General features: G+C 67.8%; 19 protein-coding genes. 11 read left to right on the top strand and 8 right to left on the bottom strand.

Going from position 1 to position 24,564, the window contains the following annotated elements; all coding sequences use genetic code 11:
- Nucleotides 1-4: 4 nt before the first annotated feature.
- Complete coding sequence (locus tag MIC448_RS01610; protein WP_036295067.1) at nt 5-1,030, bottom strand: extracellular solute-binding protein; 1,026 nt, start codon at nt 1,028-1,030, stop codon at nt 5-7.
- A 156-nt stretch (nt 1,031-1,186) separates the two neighbouring features.
- On the opposite strand from MIC448_RS01610, the gene MIC448_RS01605 reads away from it, so the two are divergent.
- Nucleotides 1,187-3,892 carry an AMP-binding protein gene (locus tag MIC448_RS01605; RefSeq protein WP_158497517.1) on the top strand — a complete coding sequence of 902 codons (2,706 nt, stop codon included), beginning with the start codon at nt 1,187-1,189 and terminating at the stop codon, nt 3,890-3,892.
- Here the strand turns inward: MIC448_RS01605 and MIC448_RS01600 are convergent.
- From MIC448_RS01600 to valS, 3 genes are all read right to left on the bottom strand, one after another.
- The gene (locus tag MIC448_RS01600) at nt 3,823-5,880 is read right to left on the bottom strand and encodes a M3 family metallopeptidase (protein WP_036295064.1); all 2,058 of its coding nucleotides are present in this window, start codon (nt 5,878-5,880) and stop codon (nt 3,823-3,825) included. The genes MIC448_RS01605 and MIC448_RS01600 overlap by 70 nt on opposite strands.
- A gap of 72 nt (nt 5,881-5,952) precedes the next feature.
- Nucleotides 5,953-6,201 carry a hypothetical protein gene (locus tag MIC448_RS01595; RefSeq protein ID WP_036295060.1) on the bottom strand — a complete coding sequence of 83 codons (249 nt, stop codon included), beginning with the start codon at nt 6,199-6,201 and terminating at the stop codon, nt 5,953-5,955.
- A gap of 1 nt (nt 6,202) precedes the next feature.
- The gene (valS, locus tag MIC448_RS01590) at nt 6,203-8,773 is read right to left on the bottom strand and encodes a valine--tRNA ligase (RefSeq protein ID WP_036295057.1); all 2,571 of its coding nucleotides are present in this window, start codon (nt 8,771-8,773) and stop codon (nt 6,203-6,205) included.
- Nucleotides 8,774-9,102: 329 nt separating this feature from the next.
- Here valS and MIC448_RS01585 point away from each other — a divergent pair, with 329 nt between their 5' ends.
- Nucleotides 9,103-9,924: a DUF559 domain-containing protein gene (locus tag MIC448_RS01585; protein ID WP_036295054.1), complete on the top strand. Its 822-nt coding sequence runs from the start codon at nt 9,103-9,105 to the stop codon at nt 9,922-9,924.
- A gap of 33 nt (nt 9,925-9,957) precedes the next feature.
- On the opposite strand, the gene MIC448_RS01580 is transcribed toward MIC448_RS01585, so the two are convergent.
- Both MIC448_RS01580 and MIC448_RS01575 read right to left on the bottom strand, forming a co-directional pair.
- On the bottom strand, nt 9,958-10,503 hold the full coding sequence (locus MIC448_RS01580) for a GNAT family N-acetyltransferase (protein ID WP_036295051.1): 546 nt from the start codon (nt 10,501-10,503) through the stop codon (nt 9,958-9,960).
- 1 nt (nt 10,504) lies between these two features.
- Complete coding sequence (locus MIC448_RS01575) at nt 10,505-11,164, bottom strand: pentapeptide repeat-containing protein (protein WP_036295048.1); 660 nt, start codon at nt 11,162-11,164, stop codon at nt 10,505-10,507.
- 410 nt (nt 11,165-11,574) lie between these two features.
- Here MIC448_RS01575 and ileS point away from each other — a divergent pair, with 410 nt between their 5' ends.
- Genes ileS through ndk form a run of 4 tightly spaced genes read left to right on the top strand, consistent with a single transcriptional unit; the run spans nt 11,575 to nt 17,196 of the window.
- On the top strand, nt 11,575-15,000 hold the full coding sequence (gene ileS, locus MIC448_RS01570; RefSeq protein WP_036295044.1) for an isoleucine--tRNA ligase: 3,426 nt from the start codon (nt 11,575-11,577) through the stop codon (nt 14,998-15,000).
- Nucleotides 14,997-16,379, top strand: coding sequence for a folylpolyglutamate synthase/dihydrofolate synthase family protein (locus tag MIC448_RS01565; RefSeq protein WP_051512898.1), 1,383 nt, complete (start codon nt 14,997-14,999; stop codon nt 16,377-16,379). The genes ileS and MIC448_RS01565 overlap by 4 nt, the downstream gene beginning before the upstream one ends.
- Complete coding sequence (locus MIC448_RS01560; RefSeq protein WP_036295040.1) at nt 16,376-16,783, top strand: DUF4233 domain-containing protein; 408 nt, start codon at nt 16,376-16,378, stop codon at nt 16,781-16,783. Before MIC448_RS01565 ends, MIC448_RS01560 begins: the two co-directional genes overlap by 4 nt.
- The gene (gene ndk / locus MIC448_RS01555) at nt 16,780-17,196 is read left to right on the top strand and encodes a nucleoside-diphosphate kinase (protein WP_036295037.1); all 417 of its coding nucleotides are present in this window, start codon (nt 16,780-16,782) and stop codon (nt 17,194-17,196) included. Before MIC448_RS01560 ends, ndk begins: the two co-directional genes overlap by 4 nt.
- Before the next feature lie 170 nt (nt 17,197-17,366).
- Here the strand turns inward: ndk and MIC448_RS01550 are convergent, their stop codons facing one another.
- Nucleotides 17,367-17,972 (bottom strand): vitamin K epoxide reductase family protein, encoded by a 606-nt coding sequence (locus tag MIC448_RS01550; RefSeq protein WP_036295034.1) that lies wholly within the window; start codon nt 17,970-17,972, stop codon nt 17,367-17,369.
- A gap of 317 nt (nt 17,973-18,289) precedes the next feature.
- Between MIC448_RS01550 and MIC448_RS01545 the strand changes: the two genes are divergently transcribed.
- Nucleotides 18,290-20,902, top strand: a complete 2,613-nt coding sequence (locus MIC448_RS01545; protein ID WP_036295031.1) for an Rne/Rng family ribonuclease — start codon at nt 18,290-18,292, stop codon at nt 20,900-20,902.
- A gap of 105 nt (nt 20,903-21,007) precedes the next feature.
- Here MIC448_RS01545 and MIC448_RS01540 read toward each other — a convergent pair whose 3' ends face one another.
- Nucleotides 21,008-21,295 (bottom strand): DUF4031 domain-containing protein, encoded by a 288-nt coding sequence (locus MIC448_RS01540; protein WP_036295028.1) that lies wholly within the window; start codon nt 21,293-21,295, stop codon nt 21,008-21,010.
- A gap of 233 nt (nt 21,296-21,528) precedes the next feature.
- Here MIC448_RS01540 and rplU point away from each other — a divergent pair, with 233 nt between their 5' ends.
- The 4 genes from rplU to proB all read left to right on the top strand — a co-directional run.
- Nucleotides 21,529-21,837 carry a 50S ribosomal protein L21 gene (rplU, locus tag MIC448_RS01535; protein ID WP_198517648.1) on the top strand — a complete coding sequence of 103 codons (309 nt, stop codon included), beginning with the start codon at nt 21,529-21,531 and terminating at the stop codon, nt 21,835-21,837.
- A 16-nt stretch (nt 21,838-21,853) separates the two neighbouring features.
- On the top strand, nt 21,854-22,111 hold the full coding sequence (gene rpmA / locus MIC448_RS01530) for a 50S ribosomal protein L27 (RefSeq protein WP_036295020.1): 258 nt from the start codon (nt 21,854-21,856) through the stop codon (nt 22,109-22,111).
- Between the two features lie 81 nt (nt 22,112-22,192).
- Nucleotides 22,193-23,707 carry a GTPase ObgE gene (gene obgE / locus MIC448_RS01525; protein ID WP_036295017.1) on the top strand — a complete coding sequence of 505 codons (1,515 nt, stop codon included), beginning with the start codon at nt 22,193-22,195 and terminating at the stop codon, nt 23,705-23,707.
- On the top strand, nt 23,704-24,564 hold an 861-nt coding region (gene proB / locus MIC448_RS01520; protein ID WP_144237956.1), incomplete at its 3' end, for a glutamate 5-kinase. The genes obgE and proB, both read left to right, overlap by 4 nt.

Genomic DNA, 24,564 nt, shown 5'->3' with positions numbered 1-24,564 from the left:
CGACCTAGAGCAGACCGTGCGTGGCGAGCAGCTCCTGCGTTTCGGACAGCGATCCCAGATCCGACAGATCCAGCTCGGGGTTTCGCAGCGAGTCGATGGCCGGCAACCCTTCGGGGGCGGCGTCGGCGGCCGTGAGGGGGTACTCGTGCACCTCCGCGGCGAAATATTCTTGTGCCGCCGGGCTCAGGAGATATTCGATGAGCTGCTCCGCCTGCTCGCCACGACTCGTGGTGGCGAGAATCCCCGCTCCCGTGACGTTCACGATGGAGCCGGGATCGCCCGCGGCGGGAAACTTCAGCTGGGCGCGCATATTGTCGATTCCGGCCTCCTCGGCGAGCCGGTACCAGTAATAGTGGTTGAGCAGTCCGATGTCGAGCGCACCGTCGTTCACGGCCGTCAGAATCGCGACGTTGTTATCGAAGACCTGCGGCTGATTCGCGGCGATGCCCGCCACCCAGCGATCGGCGGCTTCTTCGCCGCGCAGGACGCGGTACGCCGTGACGAATGATTGAAAGCTCGCGTTCCCCGGGGCGATGCCGAAGCGACCGCGCCACTCCGGCTCGATCAGCGCGTCGACGCCATCGGGGACCGCGGCTGCGGGTATCCGCTCGGAGTCGTAGACGAACACGCGCGCGCGTCCCGTGAGCCCCACCCAGCTGCCGTCGGTGGAGCTGAAACCGGCCGGCGCGGCGGTGGCCAGGCCGGTCGGCAAGGGGCGGAACAGGCCCGCGGCGCTGAGCGCGCCGAGGGCACCCGCGTCCTGCGACAAGAACACGTCGGCGCGGGAGTTGACGCCCTCCTCGAGCAGCAACGCCGCCATCTCGGGGGTGTCCCCGTAGCGCACCTGCACGTCGAAGCCGCTTTCGGCCTCGAAGCGGTCGATGAGCGGTTGAATCAGATCTTCGCTGCGGCCCGAATAGAGCGAGAGGCTCTCGGCGCCGTCGCTGGGGGCGGAACCCGCCGAGCAGGCCGAAAGGATGATCAGTGCCACGAGTGCGGTCGCGGCGGCGGATACCCGCGTTAGGTACATGGGTGAAGCTTTCTCGGGCGGTGCTGGTCGGGCGTGAGCGGACGTCGGGACGAAAGATAGGTAACGCTAACCATACTTCAGCTAGTGTTGTCGGCGGCATTCGACGGCCCGAGGTCGATGACGTCGGATGGCTGTGGATGGCTGCGAGGAGGTGCGGTGGTGGACGTGACGCACGAGACGCCGACCGAGGAACATCACGGGAGCGCGGGAGCGCTCGACCTTCTGCGTGGGGAGCCTGCGGCGGCCGCTCTCATCACGGATCACGATTTGATCCGCTACGACGAGCTCGCTCAACGGGTGGCCCGGCGCGTGGCCGAGATCGGTGGGGGACGCCGCCTGGTCCTCATCGAGACGCACAACGACATCGAACCACTGGTGACATATCTCGCAGCGCTCGCGGGCGGGCACGTCGCGCTCCTCGTGCCGCCGGAGTCGGCGGACGCGCTCATCGAGCGCTATGACCCGGACGTGACGCTCACGAGTGCGGCGGCAGTGCTCGAGCAGCGCCGATCGGGTACGCGGCATCAGCTCCACCCCGACCTCGCGCTGCTCCTCAGCACGTCGGGCTCGACTGGGTCGCCAAAGCTCGTTCGGCTGAGTCGCCGCAACATCGAGAGCAACGCCGTCAGTATTGCCCGCTATCTTCGGCTGACGCCGAAAGACCGGGCGATCACCACCCTGCCGTTCTCGTATTGCTACGGGCTTTCGGTGATCAACAGTCACTTCGTCGCGGGCGCCGCCATCCGCCTCAATTCCCACTCGGTCGTGGACCCCGCGTTCTGGCAGGCATTCGAGAACGCCGACTGCACCTCTTTCGCAGGTGTGCCCTACACCTTCGACCTCCTCGATGCGGCGGATTTCTCGAATCGGCGACTACCCACCCTGAGGTACATCACACAGGCCGGGGGAAGGCTTGATCCCCAACGGGTCCGCGACTACGCGCGGCTGGGTGCCGAGGCCGGGTTTGACCTGGTGGTGATGTACGGGCAGACCGAGGCCACTGCGCGGATGGCGTATCTTCCGCCCGAGCTGGCGGAGCAGCATCCGGATGCGATCGGCGTGCCGATCCCGGGCGGCGCGCTGTCGGTCGAAGGGGCGGACTCCGAGGGGGTCGGCGAGCTCGTCTACCGAGGCGAAAACGTCATGATGGGTTACGCGGAATCACCAGCGGATCTCGCGGCGGGTCATACCCTCGCAGAGTTGCGCACCGGTGATCTGGCACGCCTGCGTGATGACGGCCTGTTCGAGATCGTGGGTCGGCTCAACCGCTTCGTGAAAGTATTCGGCCTGCGCGTGGATCTTGACAGAGTGCAGCGACAGCTCGCGATGGACGGCGTGGACGCGCGTGCCCTCGGGATCGATGAACGACTGGTGCTGGCGGTCCGCGACGTGGACCTGCTCCTCCCGGCTGCCTCGCGTACCGCCCGGCTACTGGGGCTCCCGGCGCACGCAGTGGAGTCGTTCGTCGTTGAATCCTTTCCCGATACCTCGACGGCAAAGCCGGACTGGCGCGCCCTCGAGCTCTTGGTCCGTGACGCGAGGGAGAATGCGGGGGCGACGCGACGCGACGCGACGCCGGAGGGCGTGCGCGCGCTGTACGCGGAACTGCTCGATCGGCCCGACGCCGGCCTGAACGACAGCTTCTCGAGCCTTGAGGGCGACTCGCTGAGCTACGTCGAGGTGTCGCTTCGCCTGGGTGAGGTTCTCGGGGCGCTCCCCAGAGACTGGCCTGCGATGACCGTTCGTCAACTCGCCGCTCACGCGGCTCCTCTCGACCCGGGGCCCTCGACCCGGGGCCGGGACCGAGCACCCCTAGTCGATATCGAACCGTCGCTTGTCCTGCGCGCGGTGGCGATCGTGCTCGTAACGGCGACCCACGCGAACCTGATCGACGTGCAGGGTGGCGCGCACGTGCTGCTGGCGCTGATCGGGTTCAATCTCGCTCGCTTTCAGCTCGCGAGGGTCACCCCGCACGCGCGGGTGCGCGGACTCATCCGGACCGCCGCCGGCATTGCGATTCCCGCGATGCTGTGGATCGGGGCTGTGGCGCTTCTCACCGGCGCCTACCGGCCCACCACCGTTCTGCTGCTCAACGCCATGGGAGGCACGGGAGCGGGATGGAGTGCCCAATGGCATTTCTGGTTCCTCGAAGCCGCCGTATGGTCGATCATCGCGCTCGCTGCGGTGATGGCGGTCCCGTGGATCACACGGGCGGATCGACGCCGACCGTTCACGTCGGCTCTCGTGATATTCCTTGTGGCGATCGCAATCCGGCTGATCGTCACCGGATTCGAGGCGGGGCCGCTCGAGCGCTACACGCTGCCCGCCACCGCTTGGCTGGTCGCGCTCGGATGGTTGATCGCGCGAGCCACGACCCTCCGCAGCCGCGTCGCGGTGTCGTTGTGCATCGCCGCCTCTCTCCCGGGATTTTTCGGTGACCCGACCCGGGAGGCCGTCGTCGCCGCGGGCCTTCTGATGTTGCTCTGGCTGACGCACATCGCCGTGCCGAGAATTCTGGTGCCGGCGATTCGCGTGCTTGCCGCCGCGTCGCTGTACATCTATCTCGTGCAGTGGCAGGTGTACCCGTGGCTGGAGGATGACGTCCCGTGGCTTGCGACGCTCGCCTCGTTCGCCGCGGGCGTCCTGGCCTGGCAGCTCAGCGCCCGTGTGCGGTCGGCCGCCGCGAAATCGTTCCGTCGCTCCTCTGAGCGCCGTCACGGGACCGGGCGCGGTCCGCGTCCGAGCGCCGCGCTGCTTGCGCGCGGCTCGCACCCCGAGGGCGGGGCGACCGGTCAGGCGTCGAGTCCCCGGCGCGACAGCAGCGGCTGGATGTCGGCATCCCGGCCCCGGAAGTCGCGGTAGGCCTCGAGCGGATCCTTCGAGCCGCCCACACCGAGCAGACGCTGGCGGAACCGGTCGCCGTTGTCGCGGCGCAGACCGCCGTGCGTGCGGAACCACTGCACCGTGTCGGCGTCGAGCACCTCGCTCCAGATGTACGAGTAGTACCCGGCGCTGTAGCCGCCCGAGAAGACGTGGGCGAAGTAGGTCGAGGCGTAGCGCGGCGGCACGGCCGGTAGATCGAGCCCGATGTTGGCCAGCGCCTCGCGCTCGAAGTCCGCCACAGAGGTGACGGATTCGGCCGCGCTCTCGGACAGCGAGTGCCAGGCTTGGTCGAGCCAGGACGCGGCGAGGTACTCGCTCGTTGCGAACCCCTGGTTGAACGTCTCGGTCGAGCGGAGCCGGTCGACGATGTCTTCCGGTAGCGGTTCGCCCGTCTCGACGTGCCGGGCGTAGTTGCGCAGAACCTCGGGCCAGAGGATCCACATCTCGTTGACCTGGCTCGGGAACTCCACGAAGTCGCGGTGAACATTGGTGCCCGCGAAGTGCGGGTACGTGACCGTGGCGAACAGGCCGTGCAGCGCGTGCCCGAACTCATGGAAGAGCGTCGTGACCTCGTCGAGGGTCAGGAGCGTCGGCAGACCCGCGCCGGGCTTCGACACGTTCAGGTTGTTGACGACGACCGCCCGCGTTCCGCGGAGGGCCGACTGCGACACGATCGAGTTCATCCAAGCCCCACCGCGCTTGGAATCGCGCGTATACAGGTCGAGGACGAAAAGCCCGACGGGGGAGCTGTCCTCGTTGAGAACCTCGAACACCCGCGCCTCGGGGTGGTACGCGCGCAGGTCGGACCGTTCGATGAAACTTACGCCGTAGAGCTGTTCGGCGGCGTAGAAGACTCCTCCCTGCAGGACGCGTTCGGCCTCGAACCAGGGGCGGAGCGCCGCGGTGTCGATGTCGAAATTCGCGGTCCGGACCTTTTCGGTATAGAACGCCCAGTCGTGGGCTTCGATCGCGAACGGCTCGGGTTCGGCATCCGCCAATACCTGCAATTCGGCTCGCTCGCGTTCGGCGTTGCGCGCGGCGGGCACCGCGAGGCGGCGCAGCAGCTCGTGCACGGCCTCGGGCGACCCGGCGGTCTCGTCGGCGGTGATGTAGGCGGCGTGCGACTCATAACCGAGCAGCGCGGCGCGCTCGGCGCGAAGACGCACGATCTCGGTCAGGACGGCGCCGTTGTCGTTCGTGTTGCCGCGGTTGCCACGCGAACGCGACGCTTCCATGATCCGGCGCCGGCTCTCGCGGTTCGTCAGAACCGAGAGGTACGGATGCCCCGTGAACAGCGTCAATGTGATCGCGTACGCGCCCTCCCGCCCGCGGTCGGCAGCTGCCTGCGCCGCTGCCGAGATCTCGCCCTGGCTGAGGCCATCGAGATCGGCGGGGTCGTCGAAGATGACGGCGAGGTCGTTCGTGTCGGCGAGCAGATTCTTCTCGAAGGTCGTGGTGAGCACCGACAGGCGCTGGTTGAGCGTCGTGAGTCGTGCCTTGGCCTCGGCATCCAGTCCTGCTCCCGCGTGGTTCATCTCACGGTGGTGGCGCTCGACGAGGAACTTCTGCTCGGGTTTCAGGTCGAGGTCATCGATCTGCTCGAGGATCGCCGAGATGCGATCGAAGAGCCGACCATCCAGCTGAATCGCATCCTGGTGAGCTGCCATCAGGGGTGCGAGGGTCTCTTCGATCTCCTGGATTTCGGGCGTCGCGTCGGCAGAAGACACCGTGTAGAACGTGTGGGCGACGCGGCCGAGCAGATCACCGCTCTGCTCCAGCGCGATGAGCGTGTTCTCGAACGTCGGGTCCTCGTCATCCGCCGTGATCGCGTTGATCTCGGACCGCTGTGCGGCGAAACCCTGCTCGAACGCGGGCAGGTAGTGCTCGGGGCGGATGGCCGCGTAGTCGGGCAGTTCGTAGGGGAGAGTGCTGCGCGTAAGGAGGGGATTGGAGACGTCGGAGACCATTCAGTCAGCGTATCCCGGGGCGGTGAACGGTTCGCTCGAGCCTGTACGAACGTCAGTCCGTCGTTGGCGGACTCAGCTGAATTCGTCGTCCGGGTCGTGACGCACGACGGCCTCACCGTCGGCGTTCAGCTCAACGATGACGCCCGAATCCATCTCCGCGATCGGGCGTCCCTCGAGCCACGTCAACGTCCAGCGCGACTTCGGGTTACCGGCTTGAGCGGGGCCGGTGGCCTCTTCGACCTGAGCGATCGCCGGGCGGAGGGCCGCGGGGACGGCCGCAGGCGGCTCCTCGCCCGCCGTCCATCGGGTTCCCAGTTGCATGTCAGACCTCCGGTGTCAGTTCGATAGCCGAGACCCGAGTGGCCTCGCCCGGGATGAATTCGATGTTCGTGATGCGGCCCACGGCGCGCAGGTCGTCCTCAGCCAGACGCAGCGCGGCGATCGTCGCATCCGTGCCCTCGATCGTGGCGTGCCCGACGGGGGTCTTCTGCGAGGCCTTCGCCTCGGTCTTGGCTCGACGGATGCCTGTCAGCGCCTCGCTCGCGGCGACCAACACCGCGGGGTCCCCGGGGCGGTCCACCACGGTCGGCCAGGCGCTGGTGTGCACGGACTCGTCGTGGAACCACGACCAGGCCTCCTCGGCCGCGAACACGAGTACCGGCGCGAGGAGCGCGAGCAACGTCTCGAGCGCGATGCGCAACGCCAGCGCCGCGGACGCCTGACCGTCGTTGGTGCGGTCGTATGCGCGCTCCTTGACGAGCTCGAGATAGTCGTCGCAGAACGTCCAGAAGAAGGACTCGGTCAGCTCGAGCGCTCGGGCGTGATCGTAGGACTCGAGCGCCTTCGTCGCGTCCCGGACCACGCCGTCGAGGGTGGCGAGCATCGAGGCATCCAGGGCGTGCGTGACCTCGGCGTCCTCCGGAACGGGGAACGACAACACGAACTTCGCCGCGTTCAGCACCTTGATGGCCAGGCGCCGCCCGATCTTGATCTGCGTCGGGTTCTGCGGGTCGAACGCGGCGTCCGTGCCGAGGCGGCTCGAGGCCGCCCAATACCGGACCGCGTCCGAGCCGTGCTGCTCGAGGATGTCGGCGGGCGTGACGACGTTGCCCTTCGACTTCGACATCTTCTTGCGGTCGGGGTCGACGATGAAGCCCGAGATCGCCGCATCCGTCCAGGGGGTGCGACCGTCCTGCAGCGCGCTGCGGAGGAGCGTCGAAAAGAGCCAGGTGCGGATGATGTCTTGGCCCTGGGGGCGCAGGTCGAACGGTGCGACGAGGTTCCAGAGTTGCGGGTCGCGCTCCCACCCGCCCGCGAGCTGTGGGGTCAGTGACGACGTCGCCCAGGTGTCGAAGATGTCGAGCTCGGGGGTGAAGCCGCCCGGCACGTCGCGCTGGTCGGCGGTATATCCGGGCGGCACATCAGTGGACGGATCGACCGGCAGCTGCGAAGCATCCGGCGTCAGCACGCGGTCGTGGTCCCGCTCGCCGTGCTCGTCCAGCGGGTACCAGACGGGAATCGGCACACCGAAGAAGCGCTGACGCGACACGAGCCAGTCGCCCGTGAGGCCGTTGACCCAGTTCTCGTACCGCACCCGCATGAAGTCCGGGTGCCACGAGATCTCCTTGCCGAGGCTGAGGAGCTTTTCGCGCAGTTCGGCGTCGCGCGCGCCGTTGCGCAGGTACCACTGGCGGGTCGACACGATCTCGAGGGGCCGGTCGCCCTTTTCGAAGAACTTGACCGCGTGCGTGAAGGGCTTGGGGGCGCCGATCATCTCGCCCGACTCGGCGAGCAGCTCGACGATGCGCTTCTTGGCACTGAATACGGTCTTGCCCGCGAGTTCCGCATAGGCGGCCTTCGCGGCATCCGTCTGGAGCGCTTCGGGGGCCTCGGCGATGATGCGCCCGTCGCGACCGATGATCGTGCGGTTAGGGAGGTCGAGCTCGCGCCACCAGATGATGTCGGTCACGTCGCCGAACGTACAGATCATCGCAATTCCCGAGCCCTTGTCTTGCTGGGCGAGCGGATGCGCGAGCACCGGAACCTCGACACCGAACAGGGGGCTCGTCACCGTCGTGCCGAAGAGCGGCTTGTAGCGCTCGTCCTCTGGGTGCGCGACGAGCGCGACGCAGGCGGCGAGCAGCTCGGGGCGCGTGGTCTCGATGAAGACGTCGCCCGTGCGGTCTGTTTTGTGGAACGCGAGGCGGTGGTACGCGGCCGGCTGGTCGCGGTCTTCGAGCTCGGCCTGCGCGATCGCCGAGCGGAAGTCGACGTCCCACAGGGTCGGCGCAAGGGCGCGGTACGCCTCGCCGCGCTCGAGGTTCTTCAGGAACGCGAGTTGGCTCGTGCGAATCGTGTCGTCCGAGATCGTGCGGTAGGTCTGGGTCCAGTCGACGCTCAGCCCGAGGCTCCGCCACAGGTCTTCGAACGTCTTCTCGTCCTCGACGGTGAGGCGCTCGCACAGCTCGATGAAGTTGCGGCGGCTGACCGGGATCTGATCTGCTGCCTTGCTCGACTTGTTGTCTCCACCCTCGAACGGGGGCGTGAATTCGGCGTCGTAGGGGAGCGTGGGGTCGCAGCGCACACCGTAGTAGTTCTGCACGCGGCGCTCGGTCGGCAGGCCGTTGTCGTCCCAACCCATGGGGTAGAACACGGTTTTGCCGCGCATCCGCTCGAACCGCACCTTGACGTCGGTGTGCGTGTAGCTGAAGACGTGCCCGATGTGCAGGCTTCCGCTCGCGGTCGGCGGGGGAGTGTCGACGCTGTAGACGCCTGCGCGACCGGATGCCCCGGCCGCTGCACGATCGAAGAGGTAGGTGCCGGCGTCACCCCACTTCGCGTCCCACTTGTTCTCGAGGCCCTCGAGCGCCGGCTTGTCGGGTACTTCGGCCATGGGTGTCTCCTCGATATGTGCGGCACGGTGTGTGCGTGCCTGAGTGTGGGTCGGTCGAGTTTATCGCGCGGGGCGTGGCCCCGGCATCCGGTCGGTCCCTGATCAGCCTCGATCCCGCGCTGCCCTGCCGCGCCCGCCCCGTATCGGAGGAGATCCCGGTTGCGGAGGATGCTTTCCGCTGATTCCATCCTCCGAACGCGAGATCTCCTCCGAAACGGAGACCGGTGGTACGAGCAATGTCTCCTCCACAGCGCGAGGGCGCGGGGGCATCCTGCTCGAAAGCGCCGCGACCTCCCTGTGGGGTCCTGCGGCGGCTCCAGACTCAGCGGGTGGGTGTGGCGGACCAGGTTCGAGCGAGTGGAGGCGTGATGCGGGTGCGCGCGCTGCGTGAGCTCGGCGTCAGCGATCATGTCCTGCGTCGCGCGCTGGGGTTAGGGCACATCGAGCGGGTGCGCCGGGGCTGGGTCGCGTCCCCCGGGGCGGATCCGATGCTGGTTGCCGCGGCGCGTCGGGGAGTCGTTCTCACCTGCGTGACCGCTGCCCGAAGACTCGGGTTGTGGGTTCTGGAGGAGAAGCAGCCTCATGTCGCCGCGCCTCAGCATGCCGGGCGGATCGACATCCCGGGTGCCACCGTGCACTGGCACAAGCCTGTGGTGCCGAGGCATCCGGATGCGCTCGAAGACCCGATCGAGAACGTGCTCGTGATCGTCTCTCTGTGTCAGCCGCGCGAAGCCGCACTCGCGGTCTGGGAATCGGCGCTGCGTCTGCAATTGGTCGAACCCGAAGCACTCAGACGGATGCCTCTACCCGCCGCCGCTCGCGAAATGCTGGAGCTGGCGAGCCCCTGGTCGGATTCGGGGCTCGAGACATTTGTCGTCCCGCGCCTGCTGTGGTTGCGTCAGCCGTTGCGGCGGCAGGTCTGGATCGCGGGACACCGCGTCGACCTGCTGATCGGAGACCGGCTCGTCTTGCAGATAGACGGCGGGCACCACGTCGGGGCTCAGCGGGAGGTGGACATCGCTCATGACGCGGCGTTGCGGCTGCTCGGATACCACGTGATCCGGGTGGGCTACACGCAGGTGATTGAGCGGTGGCACGAGGTGCAGGATCTGATCATGCGGGCGGTGGCCCAGCGACTGCACCTGGCGTGAAGCAACCAGAACGCGGCCCTGGCGGCCGTGGCCCTAGACCTGTAGGCGCGGCTCGTCCGCCATCCACGTCGACCGCGATACAGCGAACGCGAGGTGCGGCATGTCTATGTCGCGGTAGCGCGTGATGAAGCGGCGGCGGACCGTCATCCCGAGGCGGATAGCAACGTTCATGGACGGGAGGTTGGTGTCCCGCACCTTCGCGTACACAGCGTCGACATCGAGCGTTGCGAACGCCCAGTTGACGCAGTTCCGGGCGGCTTCCACCGCATAGCCCTGATGCCAGTGATCGCGGGCGAGGTGGTAGCCGACCTCGATCACCGAGTCGTCCTCGATCTGCTGCGTCGTGATGCCGCAGTCGCCGATCAGCTCGCCCGTCTCGCGCAGCACGACACCCCACAAACCGAACCCATCCGTTGAGTAGCGCTCGCGCTGGCGTCGCACCCACGCGCGCGTCTCGTCGAGTTCAAAGCCGTGCTCGTACGCCGACATCACGACAGGATCGCCGAGCGCCCGGTGGAGTGCGGGTACATCCTCGTCGGTGAGTTCCCGCAGGGTCAGGCGCGGTGTTTCGAGCAGCACCTCAGTCTCTGACCTGGATTCCGAGTGCCGCGGCGAGCGCCGGCGCGAGGCGCTCGACCTGCGTCGCACTGAGCGTCGTGCCGCGGAGCGCGGCCGCATCGGTCAGCGACAGCATCTCGAGTCCCCGCAGGTCGACATCCTCGGCGCGCAGTCCGCGGGCGTCGACCTCGTCCGCTCGGGTGTCGACGAAACGCACGCGCTTTGCCGTGGCCTGAGGCAGATCGAGGCTGCCGATGACGCAGTCGGCGATCAGCAGGTCCTCGATGCGGGCGCCACCGAGCGTCAGGTAGTCGATGCGGATGCCCCGCAGCTCGACCTCGTCAATGTCGGCCGTACCGAGGTCAAGGGTGCCGATCCGGCCGCCCGTGAAGCGCACGCGCCGGAGCCGCGCCCCGCGGGCGGACACGGTCGTCGCGCGCAGTTGGTCGATGTCGACGTCGACCAGGCTTGCACCGGTCAGGGTGAGGGCGTCGAGGGATGCGCCGGTCAGGCGGCACTCGGAGATCTCGGAGTGCGAGGCATCCGTCGTCTCGTCCAAGCCGGTGAACTGCTGCTGGAAGTATTCGCCGTCGCGATCCCACCCGCGCCCGGCCGTGAGTTCGCTCGGCAGATCGGGGGCCGAGACCCTCGGGGCGAACGGGTGCTCTTCGCGGCGGGCCATCCGTCGACAGTAGCGCGAGAGCCGGGTCGGATATCGCGCAACCCGTGCATCCGAGAGGTTCGTGTGGCGCCGAGACCGACTCAGGTGCCTCATCCGGTCACATCCGTCCCACGGTTCCTCCCGGATGTTCACCCCTACGCCGGAACACCCGGGGCCGACGCCGGTTAGACTGGACGCACGAGCATCGATCCGGCCATCACCGGGGAGCTCTCGGAAGAACAGGCTCCCAGCTGCAACACGGGGTCCTCAGTAGAACCGAGCGGGGCAGGCCCGTCACAGCCGCTGTGAAAGTGGCTGCGCATAGCGGCAAGCAGGGTGGTACCGCGGCTCGACTGGATCACATTCCCGCAGGGGAGAGGTTGCAGCGGGTCGTCCCGGCAGGAAGCACACGACAGCACCTGCGAGAAGCCATGACCTACCCCCAGCCCTCAGCGTTCGGACCCGCCGCCGATGCGGTTCCCGCGAGCCCCCGCTTTCCCGAGATCGAGCGCGATGTCCTCGACTTCTGGCGCGACGACGACACGTTCCGTGCGAGCATCGCCCAGCGCGACGGCTCCGAGGAGTGGGTGTTCTATGACGGCCCGCCGTTCGCCAACGGCCTGCCGCACTATGGCCACCTTCTGACCGGCTACGCGAAGGACCTGTTCCCGCGCTTCCAGACCATGCGCGGCAAGAAGGTTGACCGCGTCTTCGGCTGGGACACGCACGGTCTGCCCGCCGAGCTCGAGGCGATGAAGCAGCTCGGCATCACCGAGAAGGCGCAGATCGAGGCCATGGGCATCGACACCTTCAACGCCAAGGCGCGTGAGTCGGTGCTGGCGTACACCCATGAGTGGCAGGACTACGTCACCCGCCAGGCACGTTGGGTCGACTTCGACAACGGCTACAAGACCCTCGACACCTCCTACATGGAGAGCGTGCTGTGGGCCTTCAAGACCCTCTACGACAAGGGTTTGGCCTACGAGGGCTACCGCGTGCTGCCGTATTGCTGGCGCGACGAGACGCCGCTCTCGACGCACGAGCTGCGCATGGACGACGACGTTTACCGGATGCGTCAAGACCCGTCCGTCACCGTCACGTTCCCGCTCGTCGGGCTGAAGGCCGAGGCGCTCGGTCTGACCGGCGTGCGCGCGCTCGCGTGGACGACGACGCCGTGGACGCTGCCGACCAACATGGCGCTCGCCGTGGGCCCCGACATCCGGTACGTCGTCCTGCCCGCGGGCCCTGCGGGTGCGGCCGATGTACACCGCACGCCGGATGGCGCGGCGGACGACCCGATCGAGGCAGCAGCGCACCGCTACCTGCTGGCGGCCGACCTGCTCGGTAACTACGCGAAGGACCTCGGCTACGAGAACGCTGCCGCCGCTGCCGAGGCCGTGGAGCGCGTGATCACGGGCGCCGAGCTCGAGGATGTGTCTTACGACCGGCTGTTCGACTACTACGCCGACGCCGAGATCTGGGGTACGCAGAACGCCTGGCGCATCCTCGTCGACGACTACGTCACGACGACCGACGGAACCGGCATCGTCCACCAGGCCCCGGCCTACGGTGAGGACGACCAGCGGGTCAGCGAGGCCGCCGGCATCCCAACGATCCTGAGTCTCGACGACGGCGGACGGTTCCTGCCCGCCGTGACGGATGTCGCGGGCGACCTGTGGATGGACGCGAACACGCCGCTCATCCGCCTGCTGCGCCAGGCCGGGCGCCTCGTCCGCGAGGCGAGCTACGAGCACTCGTACCCGCACTGCTGGCGCTGCCGGAACCCCCTGATCTACAAGGCCGTCTCGAGCTGGTTCGTGCGGGTCACGGACTTCCGCGATCGCCTTGTCGAGCTGAACGAAGACATCACGTGGGTGCCCGACAACGTCAAGCACGGACAGTTCGGCAAGTGGGTCGAGGGTGCGCGCGACTGGTCGATCAGCCGCAACCGGTACTGGGGTTCGCCGATCCCGATCTGGAAGAGCGACGACCCCGAGCACCCGCGCGTCGACGCGTACGGCTCGCTCGAAGACATCGAGCGCGACTTCGGTCGTCTGCCGCGGAACGAGGCGGGCGAGGTCGACTTGCACCGCCCCTACATCGACGAGCTGACGCGCCCGAACCCCGACGACCCGACCGGGCAGTCGACGATGCGCCGTATCGAGGACGTCCTCGACGTGTGGTTCGACTCGGGCTCGATGCCGTTCGCCCAGGTGCACTACCCGTTCGAGAACCGCGACTGGTTCGACTCGCACGCCCCGGCCGACTTCATCGTCGAGTACATCGGGCAGACGCGCGGCTGGTTCTACGTCATGCACGTGCTCTCGGGCGCTCTGTTCGATCGCCCGGCCTTCAAGGCCGTCTCGGCGCACGGCATCGTGCTCGGTAGCGACGGGCAAAAGATGTCGAAGTCGCTGCGCAACTATCCGGATGTCTCGGAAGTGCTCGACCGCGACGGATCCGACGCCATGCGCTGGTTCCTGATGTCGAGCTCGGTGCTGCGCGGCGGCAACCTGGTGGTGACCGAGGAGGGCATCCGCTCGGGCGTGCGGGAGTTCCTCCTGCCGCTGTGGAGCTCGTGGTACTTCTTCTCGACGTATGCGAATGCCGCGTTCGCGGGTGGTTCGGGAACGGACGGCGAAACGGATGCCGGGGGCTACACGGCCTCGTGGCGCACCGACTCGACCGACGTCCTGGACCGATACATCCTGGCGCTGCTCGGCGAGCTGGTCCGCGACGTCGCGACGGACCTGGAGGGTCTCGACTCGACGACAGCGGCCGCGCGCTTGCGCGACTTCGCAATGGTGCTGACCAACTGGTACATCCGGCGCTCGCGCGACCGCTTCTGGGTGGGCGTCGACCCGTCCGACCCGACCACGACCGAGGCGTTCGACACGCTCTACACCGTGCTCGAGACGCTCACGCGCGTCGCGGCGCCGCTCATCCCGCTCGTCAGCGAGCGGGTGTGGCAGGGATTGACGGGTGGGCGCAGCGTCCACCTCGAGGACTGGCCCGACGCGGCCGCGTTCCCCGCGGCGCCCGACATCCGATCCGCGATGGACGCGGTCCGAGAGGTCTCGAGCGTCGCGAACGCCCTGCGCAAGCGCGAGGGTAAGCGCGTTCGTCTGCCGCTCGCGCGGTTGTCGGTCGTGGTGACGGATGCTTCGGCGCTGGCCCAATTCGACGAGATCCTGCGCGACGAGCTGAACGTCAAGAGCGTCGAGCTGATCGAGCTCGAGGCCGACACGGCGGCGAACTACGGCATCACGCACCGGCTGACCGTCAACGCCCGTGCGGCGGGCCCCCGCATCGGAAAGGATGTCCAGCGAGCCATCCAGGCCGCGCGTTCGGGTGACTGGTCGGAGTCTGATGGCGCGGTGGTCGCGGGGGGCATCGCCCTCGAGCCCGGCGAGTACGAGCTGGCGCTCGAGACCACGGGTCGCCCCGAGGGTGAGGCGCTCGCGCTGCTGCCCGGCGGTGGGTTCGTGTTGCTCGACACCACGACGACACCCGAGCTCGAGGCCGAGGGGCTCGCGCGCGACGTGATCCGTGCCGTGCAAGACACTCGCAAGGCCGCGGGGTTCGACGTGAGCGACCGCATCCATCTCGTCGTCACCTTCGACGACGAGGCGGACGCGCGGGCCGTGTCGGATGGTTTCGAGACCGCCGATGTCGCGGGCGAGACCCTCGCGGTCGAGTATCTTCTCGGCACAAAGGGCGACACCCTCCGCGGCTCGTCACGCAGCTTCGCGGGAGACAAGGCCAAGGCTGAGCACAAGGCATCCTTCGACGCCGGCGCCTTCGCGAACGTCGGAGCATTCACCGTTGCCGTGACCCGAGCGGAGGGACGCGCATGAGCGAGATCCAGACCCAAGAAAACACGCCCGAGGACAGCGCGCGAGCGGATGCGGTTTACTCGGCGCTGCTCGCGCGTGCGGGGGAGCGGTGGGTGCAGCCTCGCAAGGAGCGCACCGCGCGCCTGCTCGATTACCTGGGCGACCCGCAGCGCACCTATCGCGTCGTGCATGTCACCGGCACGAACGGCAAGACGAGCACGAGCCGAATCATCGAGAGCCTGCTGCGCGCGCACGGCTTGCGCACGGGACTGTTCACGAGCCCGCACCTCGAGCGGTTCACCGAGCGGATCATGATCGACGGATTCCCGGTGCTCGACGCGGCCGTCGCCGACGCGTGGGACGAGATGACTCCGTTCGTCGCCCTGGTCGATGCCGAGCTCGTCGAGGCGGGCGAAGAGCCCCTGACATTCTTCGAGCTGCTGACGGCGCTGGCCTTCGTCGCATTCGCCGACGCACCGATCGACGTACTGGTGCTCGAGGTCGGAATGGGCGGGTCGTGGGACTCCACGAACACCGCGGACGGGGATGTCGCGGTTTTCGCACCGATCGACCTCGACCACGCCGATCGACTGGGCGACACGATCGCGAAGATTGCCGAGGTCAAGGCCGGAATCATCAAGGATGGCGCGGCGGTCGTCTCGGCCCGGCAGCCCGCCGAAGCCGTCGCCGTGCTGCGTGCCGCTGCGGCCGCTCGCGGCGCGACCATCGCGTTCGAGGGCGAGGACTTCGCCCTCACGTCGGATCGCCTGGCCGTCGGCGGCCAACTGATCTCGGTACGCGGACTCGTCGGCACGTACGACGACGAGTACCTGCCTCTGTATGGCGCTCATCAGGGCGCCAACGCGGCCCTGGCGATCGCGGCCGTCGAGTCGCTCATCGGTGGCGCGACGCAGGCGATCGCGGGGGACATCCTGGCCGATGGCCTCGGGGCGGTCACGTCGCCCGGCCGCCTGCAGCTCGTGGGCACCAACCCCACCGTGCTCGTTGACGCGGCGCACAACCCGCACGGCGCGCGTGCCCTGGCCGAAGCCCTGCGCGCCTCGTTCGACTTCGACGAGTGGGGCGTCGTCCTCGGAGTTCTCGGGGACAAGGATGCCGCGGGCATCGTCGCGGCCCTCGCGCCCATCGCGACGGAGGTTTTCGTGACGGCACCCGATTCCGACCGGGCCGACAGCCCCGACGCACTCGCCGACATCGTCGAGGCGGCGGGGCTGCACGCGAGCGTGCACCCGAACCTCGACGACGCCGCGGAGTCTGCGCGGGCTTGGGCAGGAGAATCCGCTCGTCGCGCCGTGATCGTCGCCGGATCGGTCGTGCTCGCCGGTGAGGCCGTGTCGCTCGCGGCCAGCGAGGGGTGGAAGAGCGGGGGAGCGTCGTGAGTGCCGCGCGACAACCGCGGCAGCGTCGCCCGCGGCAGAAGCGCAGTCTGACCGCTCAGCTCGCGTCGGTCGTCCTCGGGTTCGAGGCGATCATCGTCTTTCTCGGCGGCCTCGTGATTTTCGGGCTGAAGGTGCTCCCGGCGGGCATTCCCGACTGGGTCGGAATCGTCGCGGGCACTGTGGTTGCGGTCGTGATGGTCGCGACCGCCGGATTCGTCCACAAACCGGCCGGTATCGCCACAGGGTGGGTGCTGCAGGCCATCGTCGCCCTGTCGGCGTTCCTCGTGCCCGCCATGCTGCTGATCGCCCTCATCTTCGGCGGCATGTGGGCGTACGCGACCATTCAAGGACCGAGAATCGAAGCACGAACGCGCGCTGCGGCGCCGGAAGGAGAAGCACAATGACCACGGAAGAGACGCTCGTTCTCGTCAAGCCCGACGGAGTCGCACGAGGCCTGACCGGAGACATCCTGGCCCGCATCGAACGCAAGGGCTATGCGCTCGTCGACATCAAGCTCGTCGAGCCCGACCGCGACCTGCTCGAGCAGCACTATGCCGAGCACGCCGGCAAGCACTTCTACGAGCCCCTGGTCGAATTCATGATGTCGGGGCCTTCGGTCGCGATCCGCCTCGCGGGCAACCGCGTCATCGAGGGCTTCCGCTCGCTTGCCGGCACGACCGACCCGACGGGCGCCGCACCCGGAACCATCCGCGGTGACTTCGGTCGTGACTGGGGCCTGGCCGTGCAGCAGAACCTCGTGCACGGGTCGGACAGCCCCGAGTCGGCCGCGCGCGAGCTCGGCATCTGGTTCGCCTGACCTGACCTCGCAGGTCTCAACCGCGCCGACAGGACGCAACATGCCGTGCCCACGCGAGTGAGTACGGCATGTTGCGTCCTGTCGCTCGTTGAGCGAGCGCCAGCGAGACGAAACGCGGATGGCTGGGTTCGGGCGTTGAGCGCCAGCGAGTCGAAACGCGGATGCCGCGCTCAGAACAGGTTGTTCAGCACGTCGAGGCGCAGCTGCGCCAGGATCGCAACGATCGCGTAGCTGACGACCGCCATCAGTGGCACCCAGCCCATGAGCGTGTCGGCAGCTTTGCGGATCCCGGACGGCACGGGCACGATCCCTGACCGGAAGATGTGCAGCGTCACGGCGAAGAACGTCGGGATCGTCACGACCCACGTCACCATGCACCACGGGCAGAGCGTGCCCAGGATGTAGATGCTCTGGCCGATCAGCCAGATGACGAAGCCCATCGCGAAGATCATTCCGACCTCGAACAACCACCAGAACCAACGCGCGAAGCGCGCGCGGGCGAGGATGGCGACGCCGACGACGATCGGGGCGACCCACGCACCGAGGCCGATCAGGGGGTTCGGGAATCCGAATACCATCCCCTGCCACGACTCGAGGTTGGCGCGGCATTGGACCAAGACGCTGAAGTCGCACGACAGTGACGCGTTCGGGTCGGCGAGCAGATGGATGCGTTCGAGCGTGAGTTGGAACGCAGCCCACCAGCCGATCGCGCCCGCAATGATGAGCCAGACCGCAAGGGCGACGGGTCGGGTGTGCGTCTGGGAGGGCGTTGCCATGCCTCGGATTATGACACCGGAATCTGCGGGATCGGCATGGGCGCAGCCGGAGATAACGGCGCGGGAATGGTGACACGGGGGCATCGTGCACGGCGCGGGGCCGACATTACCCCTCGGATGATGCGATAATGAGATCTAGATGCCTCGCCGGCCGCGCCGGACGGGCATCGACGAAGACTTCGGGCGATGATCGCCCTTCGCAGCACGAGCCGCGGGCCTGCTGCAGACCGAGTGAGTTCGCGGCACCGCCGGTGCGGTGTTGCACGAGAGTTCGCCGGGTGACGCGCGGATGTCGCCCGCCAGGGAGTGCGCCAGCGATGGCTGATGACAACAATGACAATGACCGCAACGACCTTCAGGAAGTGCCACCGGCTGAACCGCCGGTGACGCACGTGGAGGACGCGCCGCTAAACGAGGGTGCCCCGTCTGTCGACGAGGGTGCACCGGCTGAACCCGAGGGTGCTCCGTCGTTCGACGAAGCAACGCCCGCGGCCGAAGACGCTGCCTCGCAGCCCGAGGAGTCACCCGCCGAGCCCGAGGCTCCCGCGACTGAGTCCGAAGCTCCCGCGGCTGAGCCCGAAGCTCCCGCGGCTGAGCCCGCTGGCCCGGCGGCTGGAGCGGCTGAGCCCGAGGCTCCCACTGCTGAGCCCGAGGCTCCCGCCCCGGAAGCATCCGAGCCGCAGGCCGAGCCCGAGCCGGACCCCGAGCCGAAGATCCCCACCGCCGTGGCGCTGGGGCTGCTGCCCGAGGTCTTCGTCTCGCAGGTCTCAACTCAGCTCATGTTCTATGCGCCCGAGATCGTGCCGCTTCCCGCGGCCGCGTCCGATCGCGACGATCGTTCCGAGCGGGACGAGCCGGAAGAGCGCAACCCCCGCGAGTCGCAGGGCACGTCGCGCCGACGCAACCGCCGTCGAGCCGGAGAAGAGACCAACGAGCCGCAGGATGCTTCCACGGTCGTGCGGGTGCGTCAGCCCCGTGCCGTCGAGGTCATTACCGAGCCCCAGCGCATCAAGGGTTCGACGCGACTCGAGGCCAAGAAGCAGCGGCGTCGTGACGGTCGCGAGGCGGGCCGCCGCCGCGCCGTGGTCACCGAGGCCGAATTCCTCGCCCGTCGTGAAGCGGTCGACCGCGACATGATCGTTCGCTCCAAGAACGGGCGCATCCAGATCGCCGTGCTCGAGGACAACGTCCTCGTCGAGCACTACGTCGCCCGTAACCAGGACGCCTCGCTCATCGGCAACGTGTACCTCGGTCGTGTGCAGAACGTTCTGCCCAGCATGGAGGCGGCGTTCGTCGACATCGGGCGCGGACGCAACGCCGTGCTGTACTCCGGCGAGGTCGACTGGGATGCCGTCGAGACCGGCAACCAGCCGCGTCGCATCGAGCTCGCGCTCAAGTCCGGCGACCGCGTTCTCGTGCAGGTCACGAAGGATCCGGTCGGTCACAAGGGCGCCCGCCTGACCAGCCAGATCTCGCTTCCGGGCCGCTACCTCGTGTACGTCCCCGCAGGCTCGATGAACGGCATCTCGCGCAAGCTCCCCGACACCGAGCGGGCGCGCCTGAAGCGCATCCTCAAGGAAGTTCTGCCCGAGTCATCCGGTGTCATCGTCCGCACGGCGGCCGAGGGCGCAACGGAAGACCAGCTGACGCGCGACGTGCAGCGACTCACGAGCCAGTGGGAGCACATCTCTTCGCAGCTCGAGACCGTGCAAGCCCCCGCTCTGCTGCATTCCGAGCCGGACCTGCTGGTCAAGATCGTGCGGGATGTCTTCAACGAAGACTTCACGAAGATGCTCATCCAGGGCGAAGAGGCGCAGCGGACGATCGAGGCGTACCTCGAGTCCGTCGCGCCCGACCTGCTCGAGCGTGTTCAGCCCTATGAGGGTGACCGCGACCCGTTCGACGAGTTCCGCGTGACCGAGCAGATCGAGAAGGCCCTCGACCGCAAGGTCTGGCTGCCCTCGGGTGGCTCGCTCGTGATCGACCGCACCGAGGCGATGACCGTCGTCGACGTCAACACCGGCAAGTTCGTCGGGTCGGGTGGAAACCTCGAAGAGACCGTCACGAAGAACAACCTCGAGGCGGCCGAAGAGATCGTCCGGCAGCTGCGGCTGCGCGACATCGGCGGGATCATCGTCGTCGACTTCATCGACATGGTGCTGGAGTCGAACCGCGACCTCGTGCTGCGTCGGCTCGTGGAGTGCCTGAGCCGCGACCGCACCAAGCACCAGGTCGCCGAGGTCACCTCGCTTGGCCTCGTGCAGATGACGCGCAAGAAGCTCGGACTCGGCCTGCTCGAGACGTTCAGCGAGAACTGCGAGGTCTGCGCGGGTCGCGGCGTGATCGTGCACCACGACCCCGTGGTCAAGCACCGCTCATCGTCGTCTGCCCCGTCTCGGGACAACGGCGGCTCCAACCGTCGCCCGCGTGGCGGCAACAACGGATCGAACAGCGGTGGCAACGGCAACGGCGGCAACGGTGGAACCCACGTCATCACCGAGGGCGTCAAGTCGGCTCTTGCCCAGATCGCTGCGTCGACCCTCGGTGCTGCACCCGAAGCCGAGTCGACGGATGCGCCGGCGACCGCCGTCGCGACGGTCGAGGAAGTGCGCGAGACCATCGAGACTCTCGAGTCGCTCGAGATCGTCCTGCCCGAGGGTCCTGTCGCTCCGGCCGGGGATGGCGAACGGAAGAAGCGTCGCAAGCGTCCGGAACAGCGCGGCGACCGCGCTGAGCGCGGGGGCGAGCGGGGTGACCAGCGTTCCGAACAGCGGTCGGTCGCGCCGAAGTCCGAGAAAGACCAGCTGCTCGACTCCGTGCTGCAGGCTCTACCCGAGCCGAAGGCGCCTGGTCAGGGACGTCAGCGTCGTCGCGTGTCGACCGGGATCGTGACGGGTACGCCCGTCACCATGCCGAGCGCCGACGAGTAGGTCATTTCGTCTCGCTCCGCTCGCTCAATGACCGACATCGTTCGTTGAGCGAGCGTCAGCGAGACGAAACGCACCCCGTGTGTCATTTCGTCTCGCTTCGCTCGCTCAATGACCGGGGGAGCGTCCGTACCGTCGTTCGCGGGCCGTGATCCGGAGTCCGGAGTCTCGGAGTGCGTGGACGAGCTCCCGCGCCGTGACATGACGCGCACCGGCCGCGATGAGCCGATCGACGGCGTCTTCGGGAACGTCGTAATGGTCGAGATCGAAGCCGCGGCGGGGGATATTCTGTGCCGAGGCAAAGGCATGCAGCTCGTCGAGATTGGCGTCGCTGATGAGGTGCGCCCAGAGTCTTCCGTGGGCCGGCCACCGTGCCGTGTCGATCAGGATGGACATCCGCAGATCCTATGCCCGACGCGCGGGGCGGATGCTTTTGCCGCATCCGGTTCCGTCGGGTAGACTCGACCCTTGGTGCGTCACGTGCTGCCGCTCTGCGTGCGGCGCGACGAGAGCGAAGCTTCCGCACCGCACCACGGGTAGTTCGGAATCTCACGGGATGCCGCGCCCCGTGGAGCAGAGTCTTCCGTGAGATTAGGAACCACAAGGTTCCCCAGAGAAACAGGTGTGAAGTGGTTTACGCAGTAGTGCGCGCCGGTGGCCGCCAGGAGAAGGTCGAGGTCGGCACGATCGTCGTCCTCGATCGTCAGAAGGCCAAGCTCGGCGACAAGATCGAGCTGCCCGCGGTGCTCCTGGTCGACGGAGACAACGTCACCACCGACGCCGACAAGCTGGCTCAGGTGACCGTCACCGCCGAGGTTCTCGGCGAGCTGCGCGGCCCCAAGATCATCATCCAGAAGTTCAAGAACAAGACCGGTTACAAGAAGCGCCAGGGGCACCGTCAGGACCTCACGCGCGTCAAGGTAACCGGCATCAAGTAAGCGCGGGAGATTCGAGATGGCACACAAAAAGGGCGCAAGCTCCACCCGTAACGGTCGCGACTCCAACTCCCAGCGGTTGGGCGTCAAGCGCTTCGGTGGCCAGGTCGTCAGCGCCGGCGAGATCATCGTCCGCCAGCGTGGCACCCACTTCCACCCGGGCGCCGGCGTGGGTCGCGGTGGCGACGACACGCTGTTCGCGCTGCAGGCCGGTTCGGTCGAGTTCGGCAAGAAGGGCGGCCGCAAGGTCGTCAACATCGTCGTCGGCGCGGAGTAACAGCGCGAGCGTCGCGATTCATTTTTCGGTCAGGGGGCGGGCTTCGGCTCGCCCCCTGACCATTTTCGAAAGGAGTGCACGATGGTCTCATTCGTCGACCGGGTGACGCTCCACCTGCGCGCGGGCAAGGGCGGCAACGGCTGCGTCTCGGTTCGTCGCGAAAAGTTCAAGCCGTTGGCGGGACCGGATGGCGCGAGCGGCGGCAACGGCGGCGACATCGTCCTCGTTGCAGACCCCCAGGTCACGACGCTGCTGTCGTACCACCACTCGCCGCACCGCACATCGAACAACGGTGCCTTCGGTGCCGGAGATCTCCGCCAGGGTGCCGCGGGCGAAGATGTCGAGCTGCCCGTTCCCGTCGGAACGGTCGTCAAGGATGCCTCGGGCGAGCTTCTCATCGACATGGTCGAGCCGGGAACGCGGTTCGTCGTGGCGCCCGGAGGAATCGGAGGGCTCGGAAACGCGGCCCTCTCTTCGCCCAAGCGCAAGGCTCCCGGTTTCGCGCTGCTCGGCACGCCCGGGTGGGAGGGCGATGTCCTCCTCGAACTGAAGGTCGTCGCCGATGTGGCGCTCGTCGGCTTCCCGTCGGCCGGCAAGTCCAGCCTGATCGCCGCGATCTCGGCCGCGCGCCCCAAGATCGCCGACTACCCCTTCACGACGCTGCATCCGAACCTGGGTGTTGTCCAGGCCGGCGAGGTGCGCTTCACCGTCGCCGACGTGCCCGGTCTGATCGAAGGCGCCAGTGAAGGCCGCGGTCTCGGTCTCGAATTCCTCCGTCACGTCGAGCGCTGCACCGCACTCGTGCACGTGCTCGACTGCGCGACCCTCGAGCCCGGTCGCGACCCGCTCACCGACCTCGACGTGATCCTTGCCGAGCTGGGTGCGTACCCCGTGCCCGAAGATCAGCTGCCACTGCTCGAGCGCCCGCAGCTCATCGCCCTGAACAAGATCGATGTGCCCGAGGGGCGCGAGCTCGCCGACTTCGTGCGGCCCGAGCTCGAGTCGCGCGGTTATCGCGTGTTCGAGATCTCCACCGTCGCCCGCGAGGGCCTGCGTGAGCTGACCTTCGCTTTGGGTGAGGTCGTTGCCCAGCACCGCGCCGAGCTGGCCGCGAAGCCCGCACCCGAACGCATCGTTCTGCGTCCGCGGGGCGAAAAAGAGAAGGACTACACGATCCGCGTCGAGGGCGGCACGTACGGCAACATCTATCGCGTGCTGGGCGACAAGCCCGTGCGCTGGGTGCAGCAGACCGACTTCCAGAACGAAGAGGCCGTGGGCTACCTGGCCGATCGTCTCGCGAAGCTCGGAGTCGAAGACGGCCTTGTCCGTGCCGGCGCCGAGCCGGGTTCGACCGTCGTCATCGGCGAGGGCGACGGCGTCGTCTTCGACTGGCAGCCGACGCTGAGCTCCGCGGCCGAACTCATGACCGCACCCCGCGGTATGGACCCCCGCCTTGACATGAACACGCGACGCACCACGTCGCAGCGCCGCGAGCGCTATCACGAGCGGATGGATGCCAAGGCAGACGCCCGCGCCGAGTTCGAGGTGCAGCGGCTCGCCGCCGTGGAACGTGGCGAGGTCGAGGGGGACGCGTGAGTACCCGGCACCGCGCCGATATCGCCTCGGCAAAGCGCATCGTCGTCAAGGTCGGCTCGTCGTCGATCAGCGGGGATCAGGCAGCAACGATCGATGCCATCGTTTCGGCCCTCGCCGACGTTCACGCACGAGGCACCGAAGTGGTGCTCGTGTCGTCGGGTGCCATCGCGACCGCGCTGCCGCTCCTGAGCCTCGAGGGTCGACCTACGGATCTCGCGACGCAGCAGGCCGCTGCCGCCGTCGGGCAGAACGTTCTCATGTGGCGCTACCAGACGAGTCTCGACCGCTTCGGAGTGCTTGCCGGGCAGGTGCTGCTCACGGCCGGCGACCTCGAGAACGCCACGCCCCGCTCGAACGCACGCCGGGCGATGGAGCGGCTCCTGGGCCTGCGCATCCTGCCGATCGTCAACGAGAACGACACCGTCGCGACGCACGAGATCCGATTCGGCGACAACGACCGCCTTGCGGCGCTGGTCGCCGAACTGATCGGCGCCGATGCGCTTGTGCTGCTCAGCGACATCGAGAACCTCTACACGCGGCCCCCCGGCCAGCCCGGCGCACGAGCGATCGAGCGTGTGACGTTCGGCGACGATCTGAGCGGGTACGAGTTCGGATCCGTCGTCGTCAATAGCGTCGGCACCGGGGGAGCGGCCACCAAGGTCTCGGCGGCACGTCTCGCCACGGCGGCCGGCGTCGGCGTGCTGGTCACGAGTGCCGCCCGCGTCGCGGATGCACTGAGTGGTGCCCCCATCGGAACCTGGTTCGAGCCCGACCCGCGGGCGACCCCCGCGACACCGACCGGTCCCGTTCGCACAGCGCCGACGAGCGCGAACCTGCCCGTTGCGGCTGCCGACGCC

Source organism: Microbacterium sp. C448, from assembly GCF_000582705.2.
In the GTDB taxonomy this organism is placed as follows: Bacteria; Actinomycetota; Actinomycetes; order Actinomycetales; family Microbacteriaceae; genus Microbacterium; species Microbacterium lacus_A.
This window is presented reverse-complemented; position numbering and strand designations above follow the sequence as displayed.

Bases quoted from the DNA above. Each gene is read 5' to 3' on its own strand.
- ileS (WP_036295044.1), top strand. From the start codon at position 11,575: ATGACCTACCCCCAGCCCTCAGCGTTCGGACCCGCCGCCGATGCGGTT.
- valS (WP_036295057.1), bottom strand. From the start codon at position 8,773: ATGGCCGAAGTACCCGACAAGCCGGCGCTCGAGGGCCTCGAGAACAAG.
- MIC448_RS01565 (WP_051512898.1), top strand. From the start codon at position 14,997: ATGAGCGAGATCCAGACCCAAGAAAACACGCCCGAGGACAGCGCGCGA.
- ndk (WP_036295037.1), top strand. From the start codon at position 16,780: ATGACCACGGAAGAGACGCTCGTTCTCGTCAAGCCCGACGGAGTCGCA.
- MIC448_RS01595 (WP_036295060.1), bottom strand. From the start codon at position 6,201: ATGCAACTGGGAACCCGATGGACGGCGGGCGAGGAGCCGCCTGCGGCC.
- obgE (WP_036295017.1), top strand. From the start codon at position 22,193: ATGGTCTCATTCGTCGACCGGGTGACGCTCCACCTGCGCGCGGGCAAG.
- MIC448_RS01600 (WP_036295064.1), bottom strand. From the start codon at position 5,880: ATGGTCTCCGACGTCTCCAATCCCCTCCTTACGCGCAGCACTCTCCCC.
- rpmA (WP_036295020.1), top strand. From the start codon at position 21,854: ATGGCACACAAAAAGGGCGCAAGCTCCACCCGTAACGGTCGCGACTCC.
- MIC448_RS01575 (WP_036295048.1), bottom strand. From the start codon at position 11,164: ATGGCCCGCCGCGAAGAGCACCCGTTCGCCCCGAGGGTCTCGGCCCCC.
- MIC448_RS01545 (WP_036295031.1), top strand. From the start codon at position 18,290: ATGGCTGATGACAACAATGACAATGACCGCAACGACCTTCAGGAAGTG.
- MIC448_RS01610 (WP_036295067.1), bottom strand. From the start codon at position 1,030: ATGTACCTAACGCGGGTATCCGCCGCCGCGACCGCACTCGTGGCACTG.
- MIC448_RS01550 (WP_036295034.1), bottom strand. From the start codon at position 17,972: ATGGCAACGCCCTCCCAGACGCACACCCGACCCGTCGCCCTTGCGGTC.
- MIC448_RS01540 (WP_036295028.1), bottom strand. From the start codon at position 21,295: ATGTCCATCCTGATCGACACGGCACGGTGGCCGGCCCACGGAAGACTC.